This is a genomic window from Blautia sp. AM42-2 (assembly GCF_003480245.1).
GTDB lineage: Bacteria > Bacillota > Clostridia > Lachnospirales > Lachnospiraceae > Fusicatenibacter > Fusicatenibacter saccharivorans.
In genome coordinates, this window is the sequence record NZ_QUIM01000005.1 from 85,232 (window position 1) to 109,956 (window position 24,725).

Consider the following 24,725-nt stretch of genomic DNA (forward strand, 5'->3'; position numbering starts at 1 on the left):
CAGACGGAATTTACGAAAAGTGAGGATAAAAGAATGAAAAAGATTGAAGGAGGCATCACTGCTGCAAAAGGTTTTCAGGCAGCAGGCGGCGCAGCAGGAATTAAAAAACAGGGCGTAAAGGATATGGCACTTGTCTACAGCGAGGTACCGTGCGTAGCAGCAGGAACCTTTACTACAAACATCGTAAAAGCAGCTCCGGTCAAATGGGACCAGGAGATTGTATACAACCATCCAACCGCACAGGCAATCGTCTGCAACAGCGGAATCGCCAATGCATGCACCGGCGAGGAGGGCCATGGCTACTGCAGAAAAACCGCAGAGGCAGCATCGGCTGCACTTTCCATTCCAGAGGACTCCGTTCTCGTTGCATCGACCGGTGTTATCGGAAAACAGATTCCGATCGATAAGATCGCAGCCGGCGTGGAAATGCTGAAACCGCAGCTTGCAGCTACAAGAGAAGCCGCAGCTACAGCAGCACAGGCGATCATGACAACCGACACCGAGCCGAAGGAAGTTGCTGTTCAGATCGAAATCGGCGGAAAAACCGTAACGATCGGCAGCATGTGCAAGGGCTCCGGCATGATCCATCCGAATATGTGCACCATGCTGAGCTTTGTGGCAACCGATGCCAATATTTCGAAAGAGATGCTGCAGAAAGCACTGAGCGAAGTCGTACCGGACACCTACAACATGGTTTCCGTAGACGGTGATACTTCCACAAACGATACCGTTCTCCTTCTGGCAAACGGTCTTGCCGGAAACCCGGAAATTACGGAAGAAAACGAGGATTACAAGATTTTCAAAGAAGCACTCTTTGAAGTCAATAAAACACAGGCGATGCACATCGCAGGCGACGGCGAGGGCGCAACCGCACTGTTCGAAGTGACGATTCAGGGAGCCGAGAGCAAAGAGCAGGCCGTGACACTGGCAAAATCCGTCATCACATCGAGTCTGACGAAAGCGGCAATCTTCGGCCATGACGCCAACTGGGGAAGAATCCTCTGCGCGATGGGTTACTCCGGAGCAAAATTCGATCCGGAAAATGTAGATCTCTACTTTGAGAGCGCAGCCGGAAAACTGCAGATTATCACGAAAGGTGTTGCCGTTGACTACAGCGAGGAGGAGGCAACGAAGATCCTCTCCGAGCCGAAAGTAACTGCGATCGCCGACATCCACATGGGAGAGGCGACAGCAACGGCATGGGGCTGCGACCTGACCTACGATTACGTAAAAATCAACGCAGATTATCGTTCCTGACCGGATCCGGAACAGGCACGGGAAAAGAGCATAAGAGGAGAAAAAATCATGGTAAATCAGATGTATCTGGACAAAGCAAATGTGCTGATCGAGGCACTTCCTTATATTCAGCGGTTCAACCGCAAAATCATTGTCATCAAATACGGCGGAAGCGCAATGGTGGATGAAGAGTTAAAGAGAAACGTCATCCAGGACGTAGTTCTTCTGAAACTGGTCGGCTTCAAACCGATCATCGTACACGGCGGTGGAAAGGAAATCAGCCGCTGGGTCGGAAAAGTCGGCATGGAACCGAAATTCGTCAACGGTCTTCGTGTAACGGATGCCGATACGATGGAAGTGGCAGAGATGGTGCTGAATAAGGTCAACAAAGAGCTTGTCACCATGATTCAGTCACTCGGAGTTAATGCTGTCGGCATCAGCGGAAAAGACGGCGGACTCTTAAATGTAGAGAAGAAGCTGTCCAAGGGCGAGGATATCGGCTTCGTTGGAAATATCAAGAACGTAAACCCGAAGGTGCTGTACGATCTTCTGGAGAACGACTTCCTTCCGGTTGTCTGCCCGGTAGGCATGGATGATGATTTCAATACTTACAATATCAACGCAGACGACGCGGCATGCGCCATCGCTGAGGCGTTAAATGCAGAAAAACTGGCATTCCTGACCGATATCGAGGGTGTCTACAAAGATCCGAAGGATCCGGAGAGCCTGATTTCCGAGCTCCACGTACAGGAAGCAAGAGATCTCATCACAAATGGAAATGTCGGCGGCGGCATGATTCCAAAACTGCAGGGCTGCATCGATGCGATCGAGAACGGCGTATCGAGAGTCCACATCATGGACGGAAGAATCCCGCACTGCCTGCTGCTTGAGATCTTTACGAACAAAGGAATTGGTACGGCTATTTTAGGGGAAAACAAGGAGAAATTCAATCATGAAGACGAATGAGTATATGGAACAGACCGAGCAGTACGTGCTCCACACCTATAACCGGTTCCCGCTTGTGATCGACCACGGCGAGGGCGTTCATCTGTATGACACCGACGGAAAAGCATATCTGGACTTTGCGGCAGGTATCGCGGTATATGCGCTCGGCTACAGCAATGACGATTATAAAAAAGCAGTGAAAGACCAGGTGGACAAAGTCATCCATGTTTCCAACCTGTTCTACAATGTTCCGATGGGCTCCGCGGCGGAAAAGCTGGCGAAGGCATCCGGCATGGATAAAGTATTCTTTACGAACAGCGGTACGGAGTCGATCGAGGGAGCCATCAAAGTAGCGAGAAAATACGCTTACTTAAAAGACGGCAGCAACGATCACGAGATCATCGCGATGAACCATTCCTTCCATGGAAGAAGCCTTGGAGCGCTTTCTGTAACAGGAAATACGCATTATCAGGATCCGTTCAAACCGCTGATCGGCGGCATTAAATTTGCGGATTTTAATGATCTGGAGAGCGTAAAGGCACAGATTACCGACAAGACATGTGCGATCATCATGGAGACTGTACAGGGCGAGGGCGGTATCTATCCGGCAACGAAAGAATTTTTACAGGGCGTGCGCGATCTGTGTGACGAGCACGACATCCTGCTGATTCTCGACGAGATCCAGTGCGGTATGGGAAGAACAGGAAAACTGTTCGCATGGCAGGATTACGGCGTACAGCCGGATGTCATGACGTGTGCAAAAGCACTTGGCTGCGGCGTTCCGGTCGGCGCCTTCGTGCTGAATAAAAAGACGGCAGAGCATTCGCTCGTTCCGGGAGACCACGGAACGACATACGGCGGAAACCCGCTGGCCTGCGCGGCTGTCAATGCTGTATTTGAATGCTATGAGAAACAGCATGTCGTAGAGCATGTAGCAGAGACGGCTCCGTATCTGGAGAAAAAGCTGGACGAGCTGGTGGAAAAATATGACTGCCTCGCAGCACGCCGTGGAAAAGGCTTTATGCAGGGCCTTGTCGTAACGGGCCGTCCGGTCGGAGAAGTCATCAACCGCGCGATTGAGAACGGACTTCTTGTGATTTCCGCCGGAAGCGACGTTCTTCGTATGGTACCGCCGCTTGTGATTACGAAAGATGACATCGATGAGATGATTGAAAAACTGGAGAAAGCATTACAGTAATGTGAAATAGACAGCCGTCTGGTTTCCTAGGCAGGAGACCGGGCGGCTGTTTTTCTGCTGTCCCTGAGTTCTGTATAAAAACGGGGAAAAAAGGAATAGTATAAAATGTACTCTCGGAGCCTTTCTGCACTTGCTTTTACGGCCGATTTTCCGCCAGCTGCACCCAAATTTCATCAACGTACGCACCGCGTACGCCTCAGAAATTTGGGCACAACTGACAAAAAATCTTCTCGTAAAATCAAGCGCAGAAAGACTCCGAGAGTACATAAAAAAACAGCAGGAGGAAAAATCAATGGCGGGAATTTTAACAGCGCTGCTTTCCGGCGCACTGATGAGTATTCAGGGCGTTTTCAACACAGAGGTGACGAAACAGACGAGTACATGGCTGGCGGCCGGCTGGGTGCAGATTAGTGCGTTTGCCGTCTGTCTTGCGGCATGGTGCATCACCGGGAGGGAGCCGATCGGGGATCTGTTCCGCGTAAAGCCGTGGTATCTGCTGCTCGGCGGGGCAATTGGCGCGTTTATCACGATCACGGTTATCTGGAGTATGGCAGGCCTCGGCCCGGCGAAGGCGGCGATGCTGATCGTCATTTCCCAGCTCGCAGCGGCGTGGCTGATTGAACTGTTCGGCCTTTTCGGTATGGAAAAAACGGATTTCACCGTGCGCAAGTTGCTCGGCATGGCAGTGGCAGTTGTGGGAATTGTAGTGTTTCAGTGGAAATAAAGGTACAGATTTCTACTTGTATTTTTGCGGCATCTCCGATACAATAGAAACGTAGTTATGCGTACACAAGGGACCCTTGCGCGTCAGATGCGAAGCGGAAGGGAGTACACAGCATGAAATTGAAAAAACAGCAGAACAGAGGCAGAAAACATGCAAAAATACTGGCGGCGATGCTGGTTTTTTTGCTCTGCGGATGCAACCACAGGGATACAGAATACAAACTGTCAGATAGCACGGGCGGGAGCACGGCGGAAACCGTTTTCGGGAATCAGAAGGAAGTGGATGAGGAGCAGACGGTTTCCGAAAAAAGCGCCGGAGAAACCACAGGCATTCCGGAAAAACGTGAGGCACAGGAGACAGCACCGGAAGAAACAGTGCAGGTTTATATCTGCGGTGCGGTTGCTTCCCCCGGTGTCTACACGCTGCCGGGCGGAAGCCGCGTAGTGCAGGCTGTGGAAGCGGCAGGCGGATTTCTGCCGGATGCTGAAGAAAAAATCCTCAATCTTGCACGGAAAATCGAAGACGGAGAGCAGATCACCGTCTGGACGCGCGAGGAGGCAGAAAACATGGAAATCACGGAAACGCCGCAGCAGAATACGGGCGGCACGGAGCAGGCTTCCGGTTCCGGCAAAGTCAACCTGAACACGGCCGGAAAAGAAGAACTGATGACACTCTCCGGCATCGGAGAGAGCCGTGCGGATGCCATCATCGCCTACCGCGAAGCAAACGGCCCGTTTGGTTCGATTGAGGAGATTATGAACATTGAGGGCATCAAGGGAAAGATGTTTGAAAAGATAAGGGGTTCTATCGAGGTTTAGAACAAGAAGGAGAAGAAATGGCAAAGAAAGTTCTTGTAGTTGATGATGAAAAACTGATCGTAAAAGGAATCCGCTTCAGCCTGGAGCAGGACGGCATGGAGGTTGACTGCGCATACGACGGCGAGGAAGCACTCTCCATGGCAAAAGAAAAAGAATACGATATGATCCTTCTGGATCTGATGCTGCCAAAGCTGGACGGATTGTCCGTCTGCCAGCAGATCCGTGAATTTTCCAACGTTCCGATCGTCATGCTGACCGCAAAGGGCGAGGACATGGACAAAATCCTGGGACTGGAATACGGCGCAGATGATTACATCACAAAGCCGTTCAACATTCTGGAAGTAAAAGCACGCATCAAGGCCATCATGCGCCGTGCGGCCCGCCAGGAGCCAAAAGAAGAGAAAGCAAAAGTCGTACAGGTGAAAGACCTGCGGATCGACTGCGAGAGCAGAAGAGTCTTCATCGGAGACCGCGAGATCAATCTGACTGCGAAGGAGTTCGATGTGCTCGAGCTTCTCGTCTTCAATCCGAACAAGGTGTACAGCAGAGAGAACCTGCTGAACATTGTCTGGGGCTATGAGTACCCGGGCGACGTGCGCACCGTAGATGTACATATCCGCCGTCTGCGCGAAAAGATTGAGAAAAATCCAAGTGAACCGAAGTACGTTCACACAAAGTGGGGAGTTGGTTACTATTTCCAGGCTTAAAAACAAAGAAAAATGGAAGTTTCTGCGGAGTCTGCGCTTCCGCATCACGGTGATTCTTGTGATCATCGGCATTGTACCGTGTGTGATCCTTGAGAAGAGCATCGTAAACAGCTATGAGGACCGTGCGGTATCGGTGCGCAGCATTACCGTAAAAAATCAGTGCGATATTATCTGCAACCAGCTCATCCAGCAGAATTACATGGAAGATCCTGGATCGGATGTCATCAACGGACAGCTCAGTATGCTGACGAATATCTACGGCGGCAGAATCCTGATTATCGACCAGGATTTCCGCGTCATCAAAGATACGTACGATATGGACCGCGGAAAGACGATTATCTCGCAGGAGGTCATCCAGAGCTTTCAGGGCAAGGAGACGAGCCAGTACGACCGGAAAAACAGCTATCTGGAAATGACGGTGCGGATTCAGAATACCGAGACGAAGGAGACGCTCGGCGTTATGCTCGTCAGCATTTCGACGGATGAGATCCGTGCGAATATGAAAATTCTGGAGACGAAGGGAATGACGATTCTTTCGATCATTACGCTTCTCGTGCTGGTCTTTGGCTATCTGCTCGCGGGCATTCTGATGAAGCCGTTCCAGAAGGTCACCCGTTCCATCGAGGACATCACCGACGGCTATCTCGACGAAAGCATTTCTGTTCCGGATTACCTCGAGACAGAGCTGATCACGGACGCATTCAACAAGATGCTGACCCGCGTCCGTACGCTCGACGATTCCCGCCAGGAATTTGTTTCGAACGTCTCGCATGAGTTAAAGACGCCGCTTGCGTCCATGAAGGTTCTGGCGGATTCGCTGAACGGGCAGGAGGGCGTTCCGGTGGAACTTTATCAGGAATTCATGCAGGATATTACCTCGGAGATCGACCGCGAAAACCAGATTATTACCGACCTTTTGTCGCTGGTCAAGATGGATAAAAAGGTGGCAGACCTCAATATCACCCAGGTCAATATCAACGAGCTGTTAGAGCAGCTGCTGAAGCGGCTTCATCCGATTGCCGCACAGAAAAATGTGGAGCTCATTCTCGACAGCTTCCGCCCGGTCAATGCAGAGGTGGATGCGACGAAGCTCTCGCTGGCGTTCTCGAACCTGATCGAAAACGGCATCAAGTACAACAACGAGAATGGATGGGTGCGTGTATCCTTAAATGCGGATCACAAATATTTCTACGTGACGGTGGCAGACTCCGGCATCGGCATCCCGGAGGAGTCGATTGCGCATATCTTCGAGCGTTTCTACCGCGTGGACAAGTCCCACTCGCGGGAAATCGGCGGAACCGGCCTTGGCCTTGCGATTGCGCGGAGCGCGATTGTCATGCACCGGGGAGCGATCCGTGTATACAGCAAAGAAAACGAGGGAACGACATTTTCCGTGCGGATTCCTCTGAATTACGTGATGTAGGAGGTGGCGCACATGAAACGGATACTTGGCGTACTGCTGGCCGGCGTGCTGCTTCTTAGCGGCTGCGGGCAGTGGCAGAAGAGCCAGAAGGAGTCGGCGTATCACCTGTACTGCCTAGACAAAACCGGCACAACACTGGTGCAGGAGCCGTATGAACCAAAAGAAGGAACGGATCAGAAACTGATCAAGGAGCTGGTTGACGCGCTGCAGGAGAAACCTGCCAAGGACGGAAACCAGGCACTTCTTTCCAATGGGATTTCCATCAAGACATATACGCTGGAGAACGGGCTCCTTACGCTGAACTTAAGTGGAGAGTACGGAGAGCTTGCGCGGCCGCAGGAGGTTTTGGTGCGTGCAGGACTGGTGCGTACCTTTGTGCAGGTTCCGGAGGTGGAGCGCGTGACGCTTCTGATTGACGGGGATCCGTTAAAGGATTCCAAAGGACGCGAGATCGGAACGATGACGGCGGACAGCTTTCTGGAAAATTCCGGAAGGGAAATTTATCAGTATCAGTATGCGACGCTGACACTGTATTTTGCAAATGAAGCAGGCGATCATCTTGTGAAGGAGACGCGGCGGGTGCCGTACAGCACGAACATTCCGCTGGAGCGGGTCGTGGTGGAGCAGCTGATGAAGGGACCGAAAGAAGACGGCCATTATGCAGTGCTGCCGGATACGATGAATGTCTTAAGTGTCACGACATCCGATCGGATTGCCTATGTGAATTTTGACAAATCTTTTAAGGATTCTGCGCTTTCGAGTGTGGCGGAGCAGATTCCGATTTATGCGGTGGTGGATTCCATCACGGCGAACTGTAAGGTGGATAAGGTGCAGTTTTCCATCAACGGAGAGAGCGATGTAACCTTCCGTGAAACGATGAAACTCAATCAGTTCTACGAGGAAGACCTGTCTTATCTGGAGGAAAAAGATACATGAGAAAACGGCCCATGTGCCTGGCGTGTCTTGGATTCATGCTGGTGCTTGTGCTGCTGCGGATTGCGGGCGTGCCTCTTGGCACGCCTTTTTCTGACCCCAAATACGAAAACAAAGCGCAGCAGGGCAGGAAGGTGTGGATTGCAGGGACAATTGAAACGTATGAGAAAAAGAGCAGCAACAACGGGTATGTGCTGCGCGGGGAGGGAAGCAAAGGGAAAATTTATCTGCTCGCAAAGCGGGGAGATCTGCCGGTCGGAGCCGCTGTGCGGGTGTACGGAACTGTAAAAAAGCCGGAAAGCCCGCGCAATCCGGGGATGTTTGATGAGAAAACATATTATGAGGGAAAAGGCTGTGCGTTCTACGTGATTTCGGAGCGGGAGGAAGTTGTGGATGTCGGGCGGTGGAATCTCGGCGAAGCGCTCCGGCTGGAGCGGGAGCGGTGCTGTGCCGTTTTAAAAGAAATGATGCCGGAGGAGGAGGCAGGTGTGCTTTCTGCGATGCTGCTCGGGGAACGGTCGGAACTCACGGAGGAGACGTATCTGGCGTATCAGCAGAGCGGTCTGCTGCACCTGATTTCCGTTTCCGGCATGCATCTGATGCTGCTCGGCATGGCACTCCGACGGCTGCTGATGGCGCTGCATCTGCCGAAAACTCCCGCGTCTCTGGCGGCGGCCGCCGGTATGGTGCTGTATGGCATGTTTACCGGCAGCGGAACGGCGACCGTGCGTGCAGTGGTGATGTTTGCAGTGCGGATGGGAGCTGTCGCAGTGGGAAGGACGTATGATTCCTTAAGTGCGCTCTCTCTTGCGGCAATTCTGATGCTGGCAGAAAACCCCTCGTATCTGGAGCAGAGCGGGTTCTGGCTTTCGTTTGGAGCAGTAACAGCCATTTCCGGGGTTTATCCGGTTCTGGCGGGGGAGAAGGCGGAACGGAAGAGACGCGGGGAAAAAACGGGGCTGGAAAAACTTGCGGCGAAAGGGAAAGAGGCTGCGATGGTGTACCTTTCCCTGCAGCTTGTCATGATCCCGCTGCAGGCGTGGTATTTTTATGAGATTCCGCTCTTTGCGTTTCTGCCGAATCTGTTTGCAGGAGCTGTCATGACGGCGGTGCTGCTGACGGGTGCTGCGGGGCTTCTGGCGGGACTGGCAAGCGTGAAAGCGGGAAGTGTTGTTCTGCTTCCGGCGCGGTTCCTGCTCACACTTCTGCGGCAGATGACAGCGGCGGTCGCACAGATTCCGGGAAATGTGTGGATCTGCGGTCAGCCGGAAAAATGGCAGATGGCAGGATATGGAATCATTCTGACCGGTCTGCTGGTGATACTGTATGTGCGAAAACGAAAACGGGAGATGAATCCGGATGGGGCAAAACGAAAAGGTGCGCAGGCACGAAGGCGGGAGCGGATGCTCTTTGGTATTACCATGTTTTTTGCCTGTGTTCTGCTTTTTTACCGTCCCCGGGAAACGTTTTCCATTACAGCGCTTGACGTCGGCCAGGGCGATTCGCTGGTGGTGGAGAGCGGCCGTTTTGTGATGCTGAATGACGGCGGGAGCAGCAGTGCGTCTGCGATCGGGGAAAAAAGGATTCTCCCATATCTGAAACAGCGCGGCATTGCCGCTCTTGATGCCGTTGTTATCACGCACCCGGACGCAGATCACACGAACGGAATCCTCGAACTGCTGGAGCTGATCGGGGAGCAGAAAACGGCGCTTCGCATCCGCCATCTGTTCCTGCCTGTGTGGATGAAAGGAAGCGAAAAAGAAAATCCTTTTATTTTAGCCGCACAAAAAGCGGGAATTATGGTAGAATATCTAAAAAAGGGAGACGAGATCCGTGCAGGAGAACTCACCGTATCGGTACTTCATCCGGGAGCGGGCGAAGACTATACGGGAGAGGAAAACGCCGGAAGTGTTGTATTACAGCTTTCCTGCGGTGCCTGCCGCGCACTTCTGACGGGAGATCTGGAGGGAAGCGGAGAAGAAGAGGTCCTGGGGGCGGCAGAGCGGTGCCAGATTTTAAAGGTGGCGCACCACGGCTCGAGAAATTCAACGAGCGAGGCATTTCTGAACCGCATACAGCCGCAGATCAGCCTGATTTCCTGCGCGTGGCCGGGACGGTACGGCCATCCGCACCGGGAGCTGCTGGAGCGGCTTCGTGCCTGCAAAAGCCATATCTACGGAACACCGGTGGATGGAGCCGTGACAGTACAGCTGAAGCGTGACCGCCTGGCGGTTCATGGATACCGGTCGGATGTGGAATTTCCCGTCTCCTGAATGGTCAAAAGCTCCGGCTGCTGCGGCACTGCGCAAACGTGCTTCTGCCGGAACGAAAGAAAGAGGATGGAATGAAAAGCATTTTAGAAGATATCAAAACGCAGAATTTTAAGCAGGCCTACCTGCTCTACGGAGAAGAAGCCTATCTGAAGCATCAGTATAAAAACAAGCTGAAAAACGCACTGCTGCCGGAGGACGACACGATGAATTTCTCCCGCTTTGAGGGAAAAGGAACCGAGATTCCCAAAGTGATTGACCTTGCGGAGACGATGCCGTTTTTTGCGGACCGCCGTGTGATTCTGCTGGAAAATACAGGATTTTTCAAAAACAAAGCCGACGCGCTGGCAGACTACATGGGATCCCTGCCGGATTATCTGGTGCTGATCTTCGTGGAGGAGGAAGTCGATAAGCGGAACCGTATGTACAAGGCGGTGCAGAAGCAGGGAAGAGCAGTGGAATTTGCTCGTCAGGACGAAAAGACGCTGATGACCTGGGTACTCGGCATGATGAAAAAAGAGGGAAAAAAGATTACGCGCCAGGATATGGAAGATTTTCTGGAAAAGACGGGCACGGATATGGGAAATATCTCGCAGGAGCTGGAAAAACTGCTCAGCTATACGATGGGAAGAGATGTGATCACGCGGGCGGATATCGAGGCAGTCTGCACAACGCAGATTACGAACCGGATTTTCGAGATGATCCGCGCGGTAACGGAGAAGAAGCAGCGGAAAGCGCTCGATCTGTATCAGGATCTGCTGGCTTTAAAGGAGCCGCCGATGCGGATTCTCTTTCTGCTGGCACGCCAGTTTAATCTGCTGCTACAGGTCAAAGAGCTGCTGGCAGAGCACTGCGATCAGGCGACGATCGCAAAACGGACGGGACTGCAGAGTTTCGTTGTGCGGAACTATATTCCCATGTCGCGCCAGTATGCGGCGGAGGAATTAAAAGCGGCGGTCAATGACTGCGTGCAGATGGAAGAGGACGTGAAGACGGGAAAAATTTCCGATCTGCTGAGCGTGGAGCTGCTGATTACGAAATACAGCAGGGCGGCGTAAGAGCAGAGTTTTCTATAGCAAGACCCGAAAATAATGCAAAAAAGGCAGTGCTGCTGAGCGCGAATTGCAAGGAACAGATTTGAAGGCGTACCGGGGTACGACGAAAATCTGTGACGCAGTAATTCACGCTCTGCGGTGCTGAATTTTTTGCATTATTTTCGGGTCTTGCTATAAAAAGAACAAGGCGTACCGATACAGGAAAACTGGCCGATACGCCTTGTTCTGTGTTTATCAAAAGATCTGTCGCGGCGCACTCTTTTGGTAAGCATAAAAAAAGAACCCAGCCACATGACGGTATGACTAAGTTCTCTTTGTTTTATATCTTTATTATGCGATTGAGTTTACAGCTTTGCTCAGATTGGATACTTTTCTGGCAGCGTTGTTTTTATGATAAACGCCTTTAGAAGCAGCCTTGTCGATGGTAGAGATCGCATTTACTAATGCAGCAGCAGCAGCCTCTTTATCGTTTGCAGCAACAGCAGCATCTACTTTTTTCATAGAAGTCTTAACTGCAGAACGGATTGCTTTGTTGCGGTCTGCCTTTGTCTGATTTACCAGGATTCTTTTCTTTGCGGATTTAATGTTAGCCAAACTGTACACCTCCAATATTTTTAAAATTAATGTGATTTAAGGGATGTTATTCAATGGAACAGACACGGGCGCTCCACTGAAACATGCTTTATTATCCTATAATATTTCGCATGGTTTGTCAATACATATTTTTGAAAAAATTGCAAAAACTACAACAAAAATACAGGAGAAGGAGAAAAGTATGATAGGAAAGTATAGGATGCGGACAGACCTGGCGATGGAGAATCAGGAAAAATTTGAGAGGGACCATGTGGAGATCTCCGGGGTCGAGATTGAGAAGAAGAAAAGAAAGGCGGAAATTCAGACAACCATTGTGAAAATCACATCGGAGCAGGGTGCAAAAATGATGGGAAAGCCGAAAGGGACGTATGTGACGATCGAAGCGCCGCTGCTTTTGACGGCAGACGAGGAGGAGAGCCGGAAAGCGGCGGAGGAGTTTTCCCACTGTCTGATGGAAATGGTGCCGGAAGCGTGCGGATCCGTTCTTGTGGCCGGCCTCGGCAACCGCGGCATCACGCCGGATGCGCTCGGGCCGGAGACGGTGGAGCAGCTTAACGTTACGCGCCATCTGGTGCGCACCTACGGAAAGAAGGGCCGGGAAGTGAGTGCCCTTGCTCCCGGCGTTATGGCACAGACGGGCATGGAGGCAGTGGAAATCCTGCGCGGAACGGCAGAACAGACCCATCCAGATGTGATTCTCGCCGTGGATGCCCTTGCCGCATGCAGTATTCACCGGCTGAACTGTACGATCCAGCTTGCCGACACCGGAATCTGGCCGGGCTCGGGCGTCGGAAACCACCGCAATGCCTTAAATCAGGAGACGCTCGGCGTGCCGGTCATCGGAATCGGTGTGCCGACCGTTGTAGGGGCAGGAACGATCGTCCACGATGCCGTCGCAGGCGTTCTGGAATCGCTGGAGGAGTCCGAGATGGATGAATTTCTGGGAGAAGTCATTTCACCGGCGCTCGAAAGCCTTTACGTGACGACAAAAGAGATCGACGAGATGGTCCGCCGCCTGGCCGGGGTTCTTGCGGCAGGTATGAATCAGGCATTTTCCGGGGAACTGTAACATATCATGAATATGGTGATAATATGTGGAATGCCAGGCGAAATGGACGATGGTTCGGATGGGGATGTCTTTTCCTGTCCTGCAGTATACTGCTGTTCCGCAGTGCAGCGGTTCTCCGGAAAAATCATTTCTTAGAGGGGAAAGTTCTGCTGCAGCGGGCGGCAGCACAGGCGGAGCAGTTATCCGTGGATGTGATGATGCCGCTTCTTTTTTATGACGGAAAAGAGGACGGAAGGGGATGGATGGAAAATCTCCTCGCGGCAGTGCGGGATCAGATACCGGCGCTTCGGGAGGGAAGCACGGCAGAAAATACGCTGTCTGCCGGGACAGAAGCAGCGGAAACGGATACGGCGAAGCAGGATTCGAATCCGGGACCGGGAGCAGAAAGAGGGCAGACAGAATCGAAGGAGCAGGGAACTGAGGAAGATCAAAAGGATGGAACTCAAAAAGATGAAACTCAAAAAGATGGAATGGAAATCACGGAGCCGGAGCAGACGGAAACAGGAATCACAGAACCGGCAGCCGGAGAGTCGGCATCAACGGCAGAACCCGAAGCGCCGCAGTCTGTCCCGGAGGAGACCATCGAAACCGGCGGCGCACCGCGTGAGATTCTCTACCCGGAGGCCGACACGATTCAGGAGACAATTTCCCCTGACCTTCTTGCTGACCCGCAGGCGCTCCTGAACCGCTTCTTCGTTGTCGATCCCAACACTTCGGTCCTGCCGGGCGAGATCGACGGCAGCACCCTGCTCGGAAAAGACCTGACCCTGCCGGAAAATGCCGAAGGCCCGCAGATTCTGATCTATCATACCCATTCGCAGGAAACCTTCGCCGATTCCCGTCCGGGAGAAAGAGCGGACACGGTAATCGGCCTCGGTGATGATCTGCAGGAGCTTCTGGAAAAGCAGTACGGATACGAAGTGCTTCATATTACAGAGGCATTTGACATGAAAGAAGGCTGTCTCGAGCGGAGCCGCGCCTACAACTACGCGGAGCCGGTCATCGCAGCGGCGCTGGAAGAACACCCGTCCATTCAGGTCGTGATCGACCTGCACCGGGACGGGGTCAATGGTTCAAAACGTCTTGTGACAGAAATCAACGGAAAGCCGACCGCGCAGATCATGTTTTTCAACGGCCTTTCCCGCACGAAAGAAAGCGGCGAACTGACAAGCCTGCCCAATCCGTATCAGGCGGAAAACCTTGCATTTTCCTTTCAGATGGAGTATGAGGCAAAACAGTATTATCCCGGCTTTTCGCGCTGTATCTATTTAAAAGGCTACCGCTACAACCTCCATCTCCGCCCGAGATCTGTTCTTCTCGAGGTTGGTGCGCAGACGAATACGGTCGAGGAGGTGAAAAATGCAATGGGGCCGTTTGCGGATATCCTGCATAAGGTTCTGTCGGGCAAAAGTCCGGCATCAGGCGGATAAATTTATCTTGCTTTTTTGAGTGGAATTTCGTATCATACAAAATAGACAGATTGCGGGAGTACGAAATATGGAGCAATCTGGTATCGTAGGGAAAAAGCAGGAGGAAAAAACTTGTCAGGAATAGATCAGAGTAAAATTCGTAATTTTTGTATTATTGCCCATATCGACCATGGAAAATCAACCCTTGCGGACCGTATTATTCAGAAAACAGGCCTTTTGACCGAGCGTGAGATGCAGGATCAGGTGCTGGACAATATGGATCTGGAGCGTGAGCGCGGCATCACGATCAAGGCACAGGCAGTCCGTACCGTATACAAAGCGGCCGACGGCGAGGAGTACATTTTAAACATGATTGACACCCCGGGCCATGTTGACTTCAACTATGAGGTTTCCCGAAGCCTTGCCGCATGCGACGGCGCGCTGCTCGTTGTCGATGCATCGCAGGGTATCGAGGCGCAGACCCTTGCCAACGTCTACCTCGCCCTTGACCATGACCTGGATGTGTTCCCAGTCATCAACAAAGTAGACCTTCCAAGCGCCGAGCCGGACCGTGTAATTGCAGAGATCGAGGATGTCATCGGACTGGAAGCGCAGGATGCTCCGCGGATTTCAGCAAAAACCGGCCTGAACGTGGACGAGGTGCTCGAGCAGATCGTACAGAAAATTCCGGCACCGGAAGGTGATCCGACGGAACCGTTAAAAGCACTGATTTTCGATTCCGTCTACGATGCATACCGCGGCGTCATCATTTCCTGCCGTGTGATGGAAGGAAGCGTGAAAAAAGGAACGAGAATCCGCATGATGGCGACAGGCGCTGTCGAGGAAGTTGTCGAGGTCGGCTACTTCGGCGCAGGCCGTCTGATCCCGTGCGACGAGCTCTCCGCCGGAATGGTAGGCTATATCACCGCCAGCATCAAAAACGTGCGCGACACCCGCGTGGGTGATACCGTAACCGATGCCGACCGTCCGTGTGCAGAAGCACTGCCGGGCTACAAAAAAGTCAACCCGATGGTATACTGCGGCATGTACCCGGCCGACGGCGCACAGTACGGCGATCTGCGCGACGCGCTGGAAAAACTGCAGTTAAACGATGCATCCCTCTTCTACGAGCCGGAGACATCGGCAGCACTGGGCTTTGGCTTCCGCTGCGGTTTCCTTGGACTGCTTCACCTGGAAATTATTCAGGAGCGCCTGGAGCGTGAGTACAATCTGGATCTCGTGACGACCGCACCGAGCGTTATCTATAAGGTTCACAAAACCGACGGAACCGTCATTGACCTGACCAACCCGTCGAATCTGCCGGACCCGTCCGAGATTGATTATATGGAAGAGCCGCTGGTAAAAGCAGAGATTATGGTGACGACCGACTACATCGGACCGATCATGGAGCTCTGCCAGCAGAGACGAGGCCAGTATCAGGGAATGGAATACATGGAGACGACGCGTGCGATGCTTCATTACCATCTCCCGCTGAATGAGATTATCTACGATTTCTTTGATGCCTTAAAATCCCGCTCCAAAGGTTACGCGTCATTCGACTACGAGCTGCTCGGCTATGAGAGAAGCGAGCTTGTAAAACTCGATATCCTCGTCAATAAAGAAGAAGTGGATGCGCTGTCCTTCATCGTATTCGAGGGATCTGCCTACGAGCGCGGAAGAAAGATGTGCGAGAAGCTCAAAGAAGAGATTCCGCGGCAGCTCTTCGAAATCCCGATCCAGGCGGCTGTCGGATCGAAGATTATCGCCAGAGAAACCGTCCGCGCGATGCGCAAAGACGTCCTCGCCAAGTGCTACGGCGGCGATATTTCCCGAAAGAAGAAGCTGCTGGAGAAGCAGAAGGAAGGTAAGAAGCGGATGCGCCAGGTAGGAAACGTGGAGATTCCGCAGAAAGCCTTTATGAGCGTGCTGAAACTGGATGAAAATTAAGAAATAAAAATGAGACCGGCCTGTCGGCGCCGCCTGCTGTTGCGGGAGCGCAGGGGCCGGTCTTTCGATCGTACGGAGGAAAAGCAGAATGAATAAAAAAAGAAAACCACTGGAACTCTATGTGCATATCCCGTTCTGCATCCGGAAATGCGCCTACTGTGATTTTGTCTCGGGACCGGGCACGAAAGCAATGCAGAAGGAGTATGAAGAGGCTCTGCTGGCAGAAATCGATGCAGCGGAAGAGACGGCAGAAAGTGAAGTGATTTCCGTCTTTTTCGGCGGCGGAACACCATCCGCAGTGGATGCCGGAATGCTCGCCCGTGTGATGGAAAAACTGCGGAGCAAGTACGTTTTTTCAGAGGATGCTGAGATTACGCTGGAGGCCAATCCGGGAACGCTGGATGCGGAAAAACTGAAATGTTACAGGAAGAGCGGCTTCAACCGGATCAGTATCGGCTGTCAGTCGGTTCACGATGAGGAGCTGAAACGGCTGGGAAGAATCCACACGTTTGCGGAATTTCAGGAGAGTTTTGCACTGGCACGGGATGCCGGGTTTGCGAATATCAACGTGGATCTGATGTCAGGTCTGCCGGAGCAGAGTGAAGAGAAATGGGAAGAGAGTCTTCGGACGATCGCGGAGCTTTCTCCGGAGCACATTTCCGCCTACAGCCTGATCGTGGAGCCGGGAACCCCGTTTGCGGAGCAGAAACTGGATCTGCCGGATGAGGACACAGAACGCGAAATGTATGGCAGAACGGCGGAAATCCTCGCAGAATACGGCTTTTTCCAGTATGAGATTTCCAATTATGCAAAGCCGGGCTTCGCATGCCGCCACAATATCGGCTACTGGAAAAGGACGGATTATCTGGGGTTCGGGCCTTCCGCGGCATCGTTATTCGGAAACCGCCGGTGGACGAATACGGCAGATCGATCTTTGTATCTGAAAGCGTGCGGAGCACTGGAAAAGATCCGTGAGGATGAGGAAATTCTTTCCCGGCAGGATGCCATGGAAGAATTTATGTTTCTCGGCCTTCGAATGACACAAGGGATCTCGACGGCGGAGTTTGAGGAGCAGTTTGGAAAGGAGATCCATGCCGTATACGGCGGGGTTCTGAAGAAATACGAAGCGATGCATCTTTTACAGGAACACAGCGGGCGCCTGGCTCTGACACGCGATGGGATTTCCGTCAGCAATGTGATTCTGGCAGATTTTCTGCTGTAAAAAGATGATAAAGAAATAGAACAAATGTTTGCACAACGCACGGCGGTGTGCTATAATGGGAGAAAACGAGACAAGATTCCTGTCCCTGTCCGGACAGGGATTCCAATTAATAAGAGGAACAGTTATGGCAGAGAAAAAAGAGTTTATCAGAATACGGGGAGCCAGGGAGAACAACCTGAAAGCACTGAATGTCGATATCCCCAGAAACCAGTTTGTTGTATTTACGGGCCTCAGCGGTTCAGGAAAGAGTTCACTTGCGTTTGACACGATCTATGCGGAGGGTCAGCGGCGGTACATGGAGAGCCTTTCCTCCTACGCGCGCCAGTTCTTAGGACAGATGGAAAAACCGAATGTGGACAGCATCGAAGGCCTGCCGCCTGCTATTTCGATCGATCAGAAATCGACGAACCGGAACCCGCGTTCCACCGTCGGAACCGTGACGGAGATTTACGATTACTTCCGTCTGCTGTACGCGAGAATCGGTATTCCGCACTGCCCGAAGTGCGGAAAAGTCATCAGCCGCCAGTCGGTGGATCAGATGGTCGATCAGATCATGGCACTCCCGGAGCGGACGAAAATCCAGCTTCTCGCGCCGGTTGTGCGCGGCCGCAAGGGAAGACACGAAAAGGTGCTCGAACAGGCAAAACGCAGCGGCTATGTCCGCGTGATGATCGACGGCAGCCAGTATGAGCTGTCCGAGGAGATTACGCTGGATAAGAACCTGAAACACAACATTTCCATTATTGTGGACCGTCTTGTAGTCAAACCGGACATTGAGAAACGTCTGACGGATTCCGTCGAGAATGTACTGGATCTGGCGGACGGCCTTCTGGTGGTCGACACGATGGACGGAAATCAGCTCAACTTCAGCCAGAGCTTTTCCTGCCCGGACTGCGGCATCAGCATGGAGGAGATTGAGCCGAGAAGCTTTTCCTTCAACAACCCGTTCGGCGCCTGCCCGAGCTGTGCCGGCCTTGGCTACAAGATGGAATTCGACGAGGATCTGATGATTCCGGACAAGACCGTATCCATCGCAGACGGAGCCATCACCGTGCTCGGCTGGCAGTCCTGCACGGACAAATCGAGCTATACGAGAGCCGTTCTCGATGCGCTGGCAGAGGAGTACGATTTTTCCCTTTCCACTCCGTTCTGTGAATATCCGAAAAAAATCCACGATATCCTGATTTACGGAACGAACGGAAAATCCGTCAAGGTGCATTACCGCGGTCAGCGCGGCGTCGGTGTGTACGATGTGGCTTTTGAGGGGCTGATCAAAAATGTAGAGCGCCGCTACCGTGAGACCGGATCGGATTCTACAAAACAGGAATACGAAACCTTCATGCGTGTGACCCCGTGCCAGGCGTGCCATGGCCAGCGTCTGAAACCGACGTCGCTTGGTGTGACGGTCGGAGATAAAAATATTTTTGAAGTAACATCCCTTTCCATCGACAATCTGCAGAAGTTTATGCAGAACCTCGAACTCTCCGAACAGCAGCTGCTGATCGGAAAGCAGATTTTAAAAGAGATCCGTGCGCGTGTGAGCTTCCTTGCGGATGTCGGATTAAACTATCTGACCCTGGCGCGCGGAACGGCATCGCTGTCCGGCGGTGAGGCGCAGAGAATCCGTCTGGCAACGCAGATCGGCTCCGGCCTTGTCGGTGTCGCCTATATTCTCGACGAGCCGAGCATCGGTCTTCACCAGAGAGACAACGACAAACTTCTCGCGACGCTGAAACATCTGCGTGACCTCGGAAACAGCCTGATCGTCGTGGAGCACGACGAGGATACGATGCGCGCCGCTGACTGCGTTGTCGATATCGGCCCGGGAGCCGGTGAGCACGGCGGAGAGCTGGTGGCGATCGGAACGGCGGAAGATCTGATGAAAAATCCGAATTCCATCACCGGAAAATACTTAAGCGGAGAGCTGAAAATTCCGGTTCCGTCTGAGCGCAGAAAGCCGACGGGCTGGCTGAAGGTAGTCGGAGCAAAAGAGCACAATCTGAAAAATATCAACGTGAATTTCCCGCTCGGTGTCATGACCTGCGTGACCGGAGTCTCCGGATCGGGAAAGAGTTCCCTTGTCAATGAAATTCTGTACAAACGGCTGGCAAGAGATCTGAACCGTGCGCGGACGATTCCGGGTGCACACAAAGACATCATCGGTATGGAACAGCTCGATAAGGTCATCGCCATCGACCAGTCCCCGATCGGAAGAACACCGCGTTCCAATCCGGCAACGTACACAGGTTTGTTTGATCAGATCCGCGACCTGTTTGCGGCAACGCAGGATGCCAAGGCGCGCGGCTACAAGAAGGGAAGATTCAGCTTTAATGTGAAGGGCGGCCGATGCGAGGCCTGCGGCGGCGACGGTATCCTGAAGATCGAAATGCACTTCCTGCCGGATGTCTATGTGCCGTGTGAGGTCTGCCATGGAAAACGGTACAACCGTGAGACACTGGAAGTCAAATACAAAGGAAAGAGCATCTACGATGTGCTGAATATGACGGTCGAGGAGGCACTGGAATTCTTCAGGCCGGTACCGTCGATTTTCCGGAAATTACAGACCCTGTACGATGTCGGCCTTTCCTACATCCGCCTCGGCCAGCCGTCCACCACGCTGTCCGGCGGAGAAGCGCAGCGTATCAAGCTCGCAGCAGAGCTGAGCCGCCGCGGCACGGGAAAAACGATCTACATTCTCGACGAGCCGACGACGGGACTTCATTTTGCGGATGTCCACAAACTGGTGGAGATTCTGCACCGCCTGTCCGAGGGCGGAAATACCGTCGTTGTTATCGAACACAATCTGGATGTCATCAAGACGGCGGACTATATTATTGATATCGGACCGGAGGGCGGAGACGGCGGCGGAACCGTGATTGCGTGCGGAACGCCGGAGGAAGTGGCCAAGAGCCCGGTATCCTACACCGGAAAATATGTCGAAAAATATCTCTAAAAAATCCTTTCCATTTTAAAAGGGATTGTATATAATAAGAAGCGGGTTGGGTTCAGAGCACATTCGATCCTTTTGGGTTTCGGGTGTTTTGAACCCGAACTTATTCTATACAAATTTCAAACAGATTAAAATAAAGAAAAATAAAAGAGAACAGGAAAGGGGATTACTATGGCTGCAACGACCGATATCGGAATTGATCTGGGGACGTCCAGCATCCTGGTCTATGCCAAGGGAAAAGGCATTGTATTAAAGGAGCCGTCCGTAGTTGCGTATGATAAAGATGCAGATAAAGTACGGGCAATTGGAGAAGAAGCGCGTCAGATGATTGGACGGACACCGGGCAATATTATGGCGGTCCGGCCCATGCGGCAGGGCGTGATCACGGACTTTCTGATCACCGAGCGCATGCTGCGCTACTTTATCCAGAAGGCAATGGGAAGAAGAGCATTCCGGAAACCGAGAATCAGCATCTGTGTGCCGTCCGGTGTGACGGAAGTAGAGCGGAAGGCTGTGGAGGAGGCAACGTACCAGGCGGGAGCCCGGGAAGTGCTGATCGTGCCGGAGCCGGTGGCAGCGGCAATCGGATCCGGAATTGACATTACGAAACCATGCGGAAATATGATCGTGGACATCGGTGGAGGCACGACGGATATCGCTGTGATCTCGCTTGCGGGAACCGTTGTTTCCAATTCGGTCAAGATTTCCAGTGAGACATTTGACCAGGATATCATCCGCTATGTACGGAAAACATACAACGTATTTATCGGAGAACAGACCGCAGAGGCAGTGAAAATCCGGATTGGTTCCGCTTATCCGCGGGCCGAGGAGAAAACGATGGAGATCAAGGGAAGAAACGTCATCACCGGACTTCCGGCGACGATTACGGTTTCCTCCGACGAAATCCGAGGTGCCCTTGCCCAGACGACAAACCAGATTGCGGACGCGATCTGTGCCGTGCTGGAAAAAACGCCGCCGGAACTGGCATCCGATGTTTCCGACCGCGGCATTATCCTGACCGGAGGCGGCAGTCTCCTTGCCGGAATGGACGAGCTGATCCAGGAGCGGACCGGCATCAATACCGTGACAGCAGAAAATCCGGCGAGCGTCGTTGCGCTTGGAACCGGCCAGTACCGCGAAGTGATGAATGAATTTGAAAGCCAGTTTTGATAAAAGATGAGTGAAAAAGAAAAAGTAGAAGGCTACGTAGAACACATTATTTTCCGAAATGAGGAGAACGGCTATACCGTCCTGAATCTGAGCATGAAGGGGCGCGAGCTGACATGCGTCGGCACGCTTCCGATGATCGGAGAGGGCGAGCTGATCGAGGCTTCCGGAGATTATATTGAACATGCTGCCTATGGAAAGCAGTTCCGCATTGAATCCTATGAGACGAAAGTTCCACAGGATTCTGTTGCATTGGAGCGGTATCTCGGTTCCGGTGCGATCAAAGGAGTCGGTGCGGCGCTGGCGGCAAGAATTGTGCGCCGCTTCGGTGACGATACGCTTCGGATCATCGAGGAAGAGCCGGAGCGCCTCGCGGAGGTAAAGGGAATCAGCGAGCGGAAAGCGCGTGAAATTGCACAGCAGGTGGCAGAAAAAGCCGAAATGCAGAATGCGATGATTTTCCTCTCGGGATATGGCATTGCGCTGAATCTCGGTGCAAAGATTTATCAGCAGTACGGGGACAATGTGTACCGGATTTTAAAGGAAAACCCGTATAAAATGGCGGAAGATATCGCAGGCGTGGGATTTCGGACGGCGGATGAGATTGCCGGAAAAATCGGGATTGCCGTGGACAGCGAATTCCGCATCAAGAGCGGTCTTTCGTATGTGCTGAATCAGGCGACGGCAGAAGGCCATGTCTATCTGCCGGAACCGGTGCTGCTTCGGAGAGGGCAGGAACTTCTCGGCGTAGAACCGGAGCGGATGCAGAAATCTCTGCAGGATATGGCAATCGACAAAAAAGCGGTCATCCGCGAGCTCCCGGCCGAACGGGAAGGGGATGAGCCGCTGCGGATTGTGTACGCCAGCCAGTATTATTATCTGGAACTGAGTACGGCGCGCATGCTGCATGAGCTGAATATTACATGCGAGGAAGACCGTGAGGCAATCGAAAAGCGGATCGGAAAGATCGAGAAAAAATATCAGATCGAGCTGGATGAGATGCAGAAGACGGCAGTCGTTGAGGCGGTATACAGCGGTCTTATGATCCTGACCGGAGGGCCCGGAACCGGAAAAACGACGACCATCAATGCGATGATCCATTATTTTGAGGCAGAAGGCCTCGACATTTTCCTGGCAGCGCCGACCGGAAGAGCGGCGAAACGAATGACAGAGGCAACTGGCTGTGAGGCATGCACGATCCATCGTCTTCTGGAACTGACGGGAAATGTGGATGACTCCTCGGCAAATGTGCATTTTGAGCGGAACGCAGATAATCCGCTCGACGCGGATGTCATCATCATTGATGAGATGTCGATGGTTGATATCCACCTGATGCATGCCCTTCTTTCCGCGATTGTGCCGGGAACAAGGCTGATCCTGGTGGGAGACCAGAACCAGCTTCCAAGTGTCGGCCCGGGCAGTGTCCTCCGGGATCTGATCCGTTCGGAATGCTTTCCGATTGTCTGCCTGACGCACATTTTCCGGCAGGCATCCCAGAGCGATATTGTTGTCAATGCACATAAGATCCATAATGGGGAAGAGGTTATACTGGACAATAAGAGCAAAGATTTCTTCTTTTTGAAACGGTACGATGTCAACGTGATCTGGAAAGTGCTGGTGACGCTGGTGTCCCAGAAACTGCCGCGTTATGTGGATGCCCGCCCGCAGGATATCCAGATTCTGACTCCGATGCGGAAAGGTGCACTCGGCGTGGAAAATCTGAATCAGATTCTGCAGAAATACCTGAACCCGCCCGCACCGGACAAAGCCGAGCGGGAAAATGGAGGTAATATCCTCCGCGAGGGCGACAAGGTCATGCAGATCCGCAACAATTACCAGATGGAGTGGGAAATCCGCGGCATCAACGGAATCGTGGCGGAGCGCGGTATGGGTGTATTCAACGGAGACCTCGGCATGATCCGGAGCATCAACCCGTATACCGAGGTGATCACTGTGGAGTTTGAGGAAGGAAAATTCGCAGACTATACGTTCAAACAGGCGGACGAGCTGGAGCTCGCCTACGCCACAACGATACATAAAGCGCAGGGAAGCGAGTACCCGGCGGTTGTGATTCCGCTGCTCGGCGGCCCGCGCATGCTGATGACGCGGAATCTTTTGTATACGGCCGTGACGAGAGCCAGAAAGTGCGTCACCATCGTCGGAAGTGATGTGACATTCCAGGCAATGATCGGAAATCATATCGAGGCGAATCGGTATACAACGCTCGCCAGAAGAATCTGGGAAATGCGGGAAGAAAACGCGTAAACACGTTTTTCCGGGGCATGGATGCGGCTGCATCCGGCAGAGTGGATAAGGGAAAGCGCAGGTTACATGAAAGAAAAAAATAAAACAGGAAACTGGCTTTTAAACGCAGTTTATCCGAGACGATGTCCCATCTGTGACGGACTGCTGTCACGTGAGGAGCCGTATCTATGCCGGAATTGTGTGGAAAAGATCCATCCGATTCTGGGCGCGCGGTGCAAAAAATGCGGGAAACCCGTGGGCAGTGAGGAAGAGTTCTGCCGGGACTGCAGCAGAACGAGGCACAGCTTCGACCGCGGTTTTGCGCCGTACGGTTACCACGGGGAACTTGAGGCTTCCCTGATGCGGTTCAAATATCATGAACGGCAGGAATACGCCGGATTTTATGCTCACGCGGCGTTTTTCTATGTGGGAAAGCAGATCCAGAGAAGAAATCCGGAGGTGCTCGTTCCGGTGCCGCTTCATCCGGCGAGACAGCGGCAGCGCGGCTACAATCAGGCGGAGGTATTTGCAGAAAAGCTGGCAGAAGAAATGGAACTTCCCATGAATGCCCGCCTGATCCGCCGTGTGAAAAAAACAAAACGCCAGAAAGAGCTTAGTCCCGCCGAGCGGCGGAAAAACCTGGAGGGAGCTTTTGCATTGGCAAAGCCGGGACAGATGAAATACTGCCGGATTCTTCTGGTAGATGACATTTACACAACGGGAAGCACGGTTGATGCCATTGCGTCACTGTTGAAAGTGAATGGAGCAGAACAGGTGGATTTTGTTTGTGCGGCAATTGTAAAATAGTGTGTGA

The 24,725-nt window shown here is 52.6% G+C and carries 19 protein-coding genes; 18 read left to right on the forward strand and 1 reads right to left on the reverse strand.

Annotation, left to right across the window (positions count from 1 at the left end; all coding sequences use genetic code 11):
* Positions 1-33: 33 nt before the first annotated feature.
* The 10 genes from argJ (at position 34) to holA (ending at position 11,312) form a co-directional block, all read left to right on the forward strand.
* Complete coding sequence (gene argJ / locus DW915_RS07900) at positions 34-1,257, forward strand: bifunctional glutamate N-acetyltransferase/amino-acid acetyltransferase ArgJ (RefSeq protein ID WP_117509513.1); 1,224 nt, start codon at positions 34-36, stop codon at positions 1,255-1,257.
* A gap of 48 nt (positions 1,258-1,305) precedes the next feature.
* The gene (argB, locus tag DW915_RS07905; RefSeq protein ID WP_022462204.1) at positions 1,306-2,202 is read left to right on the forward strand and encodes an acetylglutamate kinase; all 897 of its coding nucleotides are present in this window, start codon (positions 1,306-1,308) and stop codon (positions 2,200-2,202) included.
* The gene (locus DW915_RS07910) at positions 2,189-3,379 is read left to right on the forward strand and encodes an aspartate aminotransferase family protein (protein WP_022462205.1); all 1,191 of its coding nucleotides are present in this window, start codon (positions 2,189-2,191) and stop codon (positions 3,377-3,379) included. The genes argB and DW915_RS07910 overlap by 14 nt, the downstream gene beginning before the upstream one ends.
* A gap of 292 nt (positions 3,380-3,671) precedes the next feature.
* Positions 3,672-4,103, forward strand: a complete 432-nt coding sequence (locus DW915_RS07915; protein ID WP_117509610.1) for a DMT family transporter — start codon at positions 3,672-3,674, stop codon at positions 4,101-4,103.
* A gap of 113 nt (positions 4,104-4,216) precedes the next feature.
* Positions 4,217-4,921, forward strand: coding sequence for a helix-hairpin-helix domain-containing protein (locus tag DW915_RS07920; protein WP_117509512.1), 705 nt, complete (start codon positions 4,217-4,219; stop codon positions 4,919-4,921).
* Between the two features lie 17 nt (positions 4,922-4,938).
* A complete protein-coding gene (locus DW915_RS07925) occupies positions 4,939-5,628 on the forward strand; it encodes a response regulator transcription factor (RefSeq protein WP_022462209.1) in 690 nt (229 codons plus the stop codon).
* Positions 5,573-7,051, forward strand: coding sequence for a sensor histidine kinase (locus tag DW915_RS07930; RefSeq protein ID WP_242991129.1), 1,479 nt, complete (start codon positions 5,573-5,575; stop codon positions 7,049-7,051). The genes DW915_RS07925 and DW915_RS07930 overlap by 56 nt, the downstream gene beginning before the upstream one ends.
* Positions 7,052-7,063: 12 nt before the next feature.
* A complete protein-coding gene (locus DW915_RS07935; RefSeq protein ID WP_055227346.1) occupies positions 7,064-7,987 on the forward strand; it encodes a GerMN domain-containing protein in 924 nt (307 codons plus the stop codon).
* Entirely contained in the window at positions 7,984-10,257 is a 2,274-nt protein-coding gene (locus DW915_RS07940; protein WP_117509510.1) for a DNA internalization-related competence protein ComEC/Rec2, read from the forward strand. Before DW915_RS07935 ends, DW915_RS07940 begins: the two co-directional genes overlap by 4 nt.
* Before the next feature lie 71 nt (positions 10,258-10,328).
* On the forward strand, positions 10,329-11,312 hold the full coding sequence (gene holA / locus DW915_RS07945; RefSeq protein WP_055227342.1) for a DNA polymerase III subunit delta: 984 nt from the start codon (positions 10,329-10,331) through the stop codon (positions 11,310-11,312).
* Between the two features lie 327 nt (positions 11,313-11,639).
* Here the strand turns inward: holA and rpsT are convergent, their stop codons facing one another.
* A complete protein-coding gene (gene rpsT, locus DW915_RS07950; protein WP_022462214.1) occupies positions 11,640-11,903 on the reverse strand; it encodes a 30S ribosomal protein S20 in 264 nt (87 codons plus the stop codon).
* A 181-nt stretch (positions 11,904-12,084) separates the two neighbouring features.
* Here rpsT and gpr point away from each other — a divergent pair, with 181 nt between their 5' ends.
* From gpr to DW915_RS07990, 8 genes are all read left to right on the forward strand, one after another.
* A complete protein-coding gene (gene gpr / locus DW915_RS07955) occupies positions 12,085-12,972 on the forward strand; it encodes a GPR endopeptidase (RefSeq protein ID WP_055218620.1) in 888 nt (295 codons plus the stop codon).
* 23 nt (positions 12,973-12,995) lie between these two features.
* Positions 12,996-14,402 (forward strand): stage II sporulation protein P, encoded by a 1,407-nt coding sequence (locus DW915_RS07960; protein WP_243002019.1) that lies wholly within the window; start codon positions 12,996-12,998, stop codon positions 14,400-14,402.
* A 111-nt stretch (positions 14,403-14,513) separates the two neighbouring features.
* A complete protein-coding gene (lepA, locus tag DW915_RS07965) occupies positions 14,514-16,328 on the forward strand; it encodes a translation elongation factor 4 (RefSeq protein WP_022462217.1) in 1,815 nt (604 codons plus the stop codon).
* An 88-nt stretch (positions 16,329-16,416) separates the two neighbouring features.
* On the forward strand, positions 16,417-17,550 hold the full coding sequence (hemW, locus tag DW915_RS07970) for a radical SAM family heme chaperone HemW (protein ID WP_118741899.1): 1,134 nt from the start codon (positions 16,417-16,419) through the stop codon (positions 17,548-17,550).
* 124 nt (positions 17,551-17,674) lie between these two features.
* Positions 17,675-20,503: an excinuclease ABC subunit UvrA gene (gene uvrA, locus DW915_RS07975; RefSeq protein ID WP_118741900.1), complete on the forward strand. Its 2,829-nt coding sequence runs from the start codon at positions 17,675-17,677 to the stop codon at positions 20,501-20,503.
* Positions 20,504-20,671: 168 nt separating this feature from the next.
* Complete coding sequence (locus tag DW915_RS07980; RefSeq protein WP_117761048.1) at positions 20,672-21,670, forward strand: rod shape-determining protein; 999 nt, start codon at positions 20,672-20,674, stop codon at positions 21,668-21,670.
* Positions 21,671-21,676: 6 nt separating this feature from the next.
* The gene (gene recD2 / locus DW915_RS07985; protein WP_118741901.1) at positions 21,677-23,932 is read left to right on the forward strand and encodes an SF1B family DNA helicase RecD2; all 2,256 of its coding nucleotides are present in this window, start codon (positions 21,677-21,679) and stop codon (positions 23,930-23,932) included.
* 66 nt (positions 23,933-23,998) lie between these two features.
* On the forward strand, positions 23,999-24,718 hold the full coding sequence (locus tag DW915_RS07990) for a ComF family protein (protein ID WP_070103200.1): 720 nt from the start codon (positions 23,999-24,001) through the stop codon (positions 24,716-24,718).
* Positions 24,719-24,725: the final 7 nt, after the last annotated feature.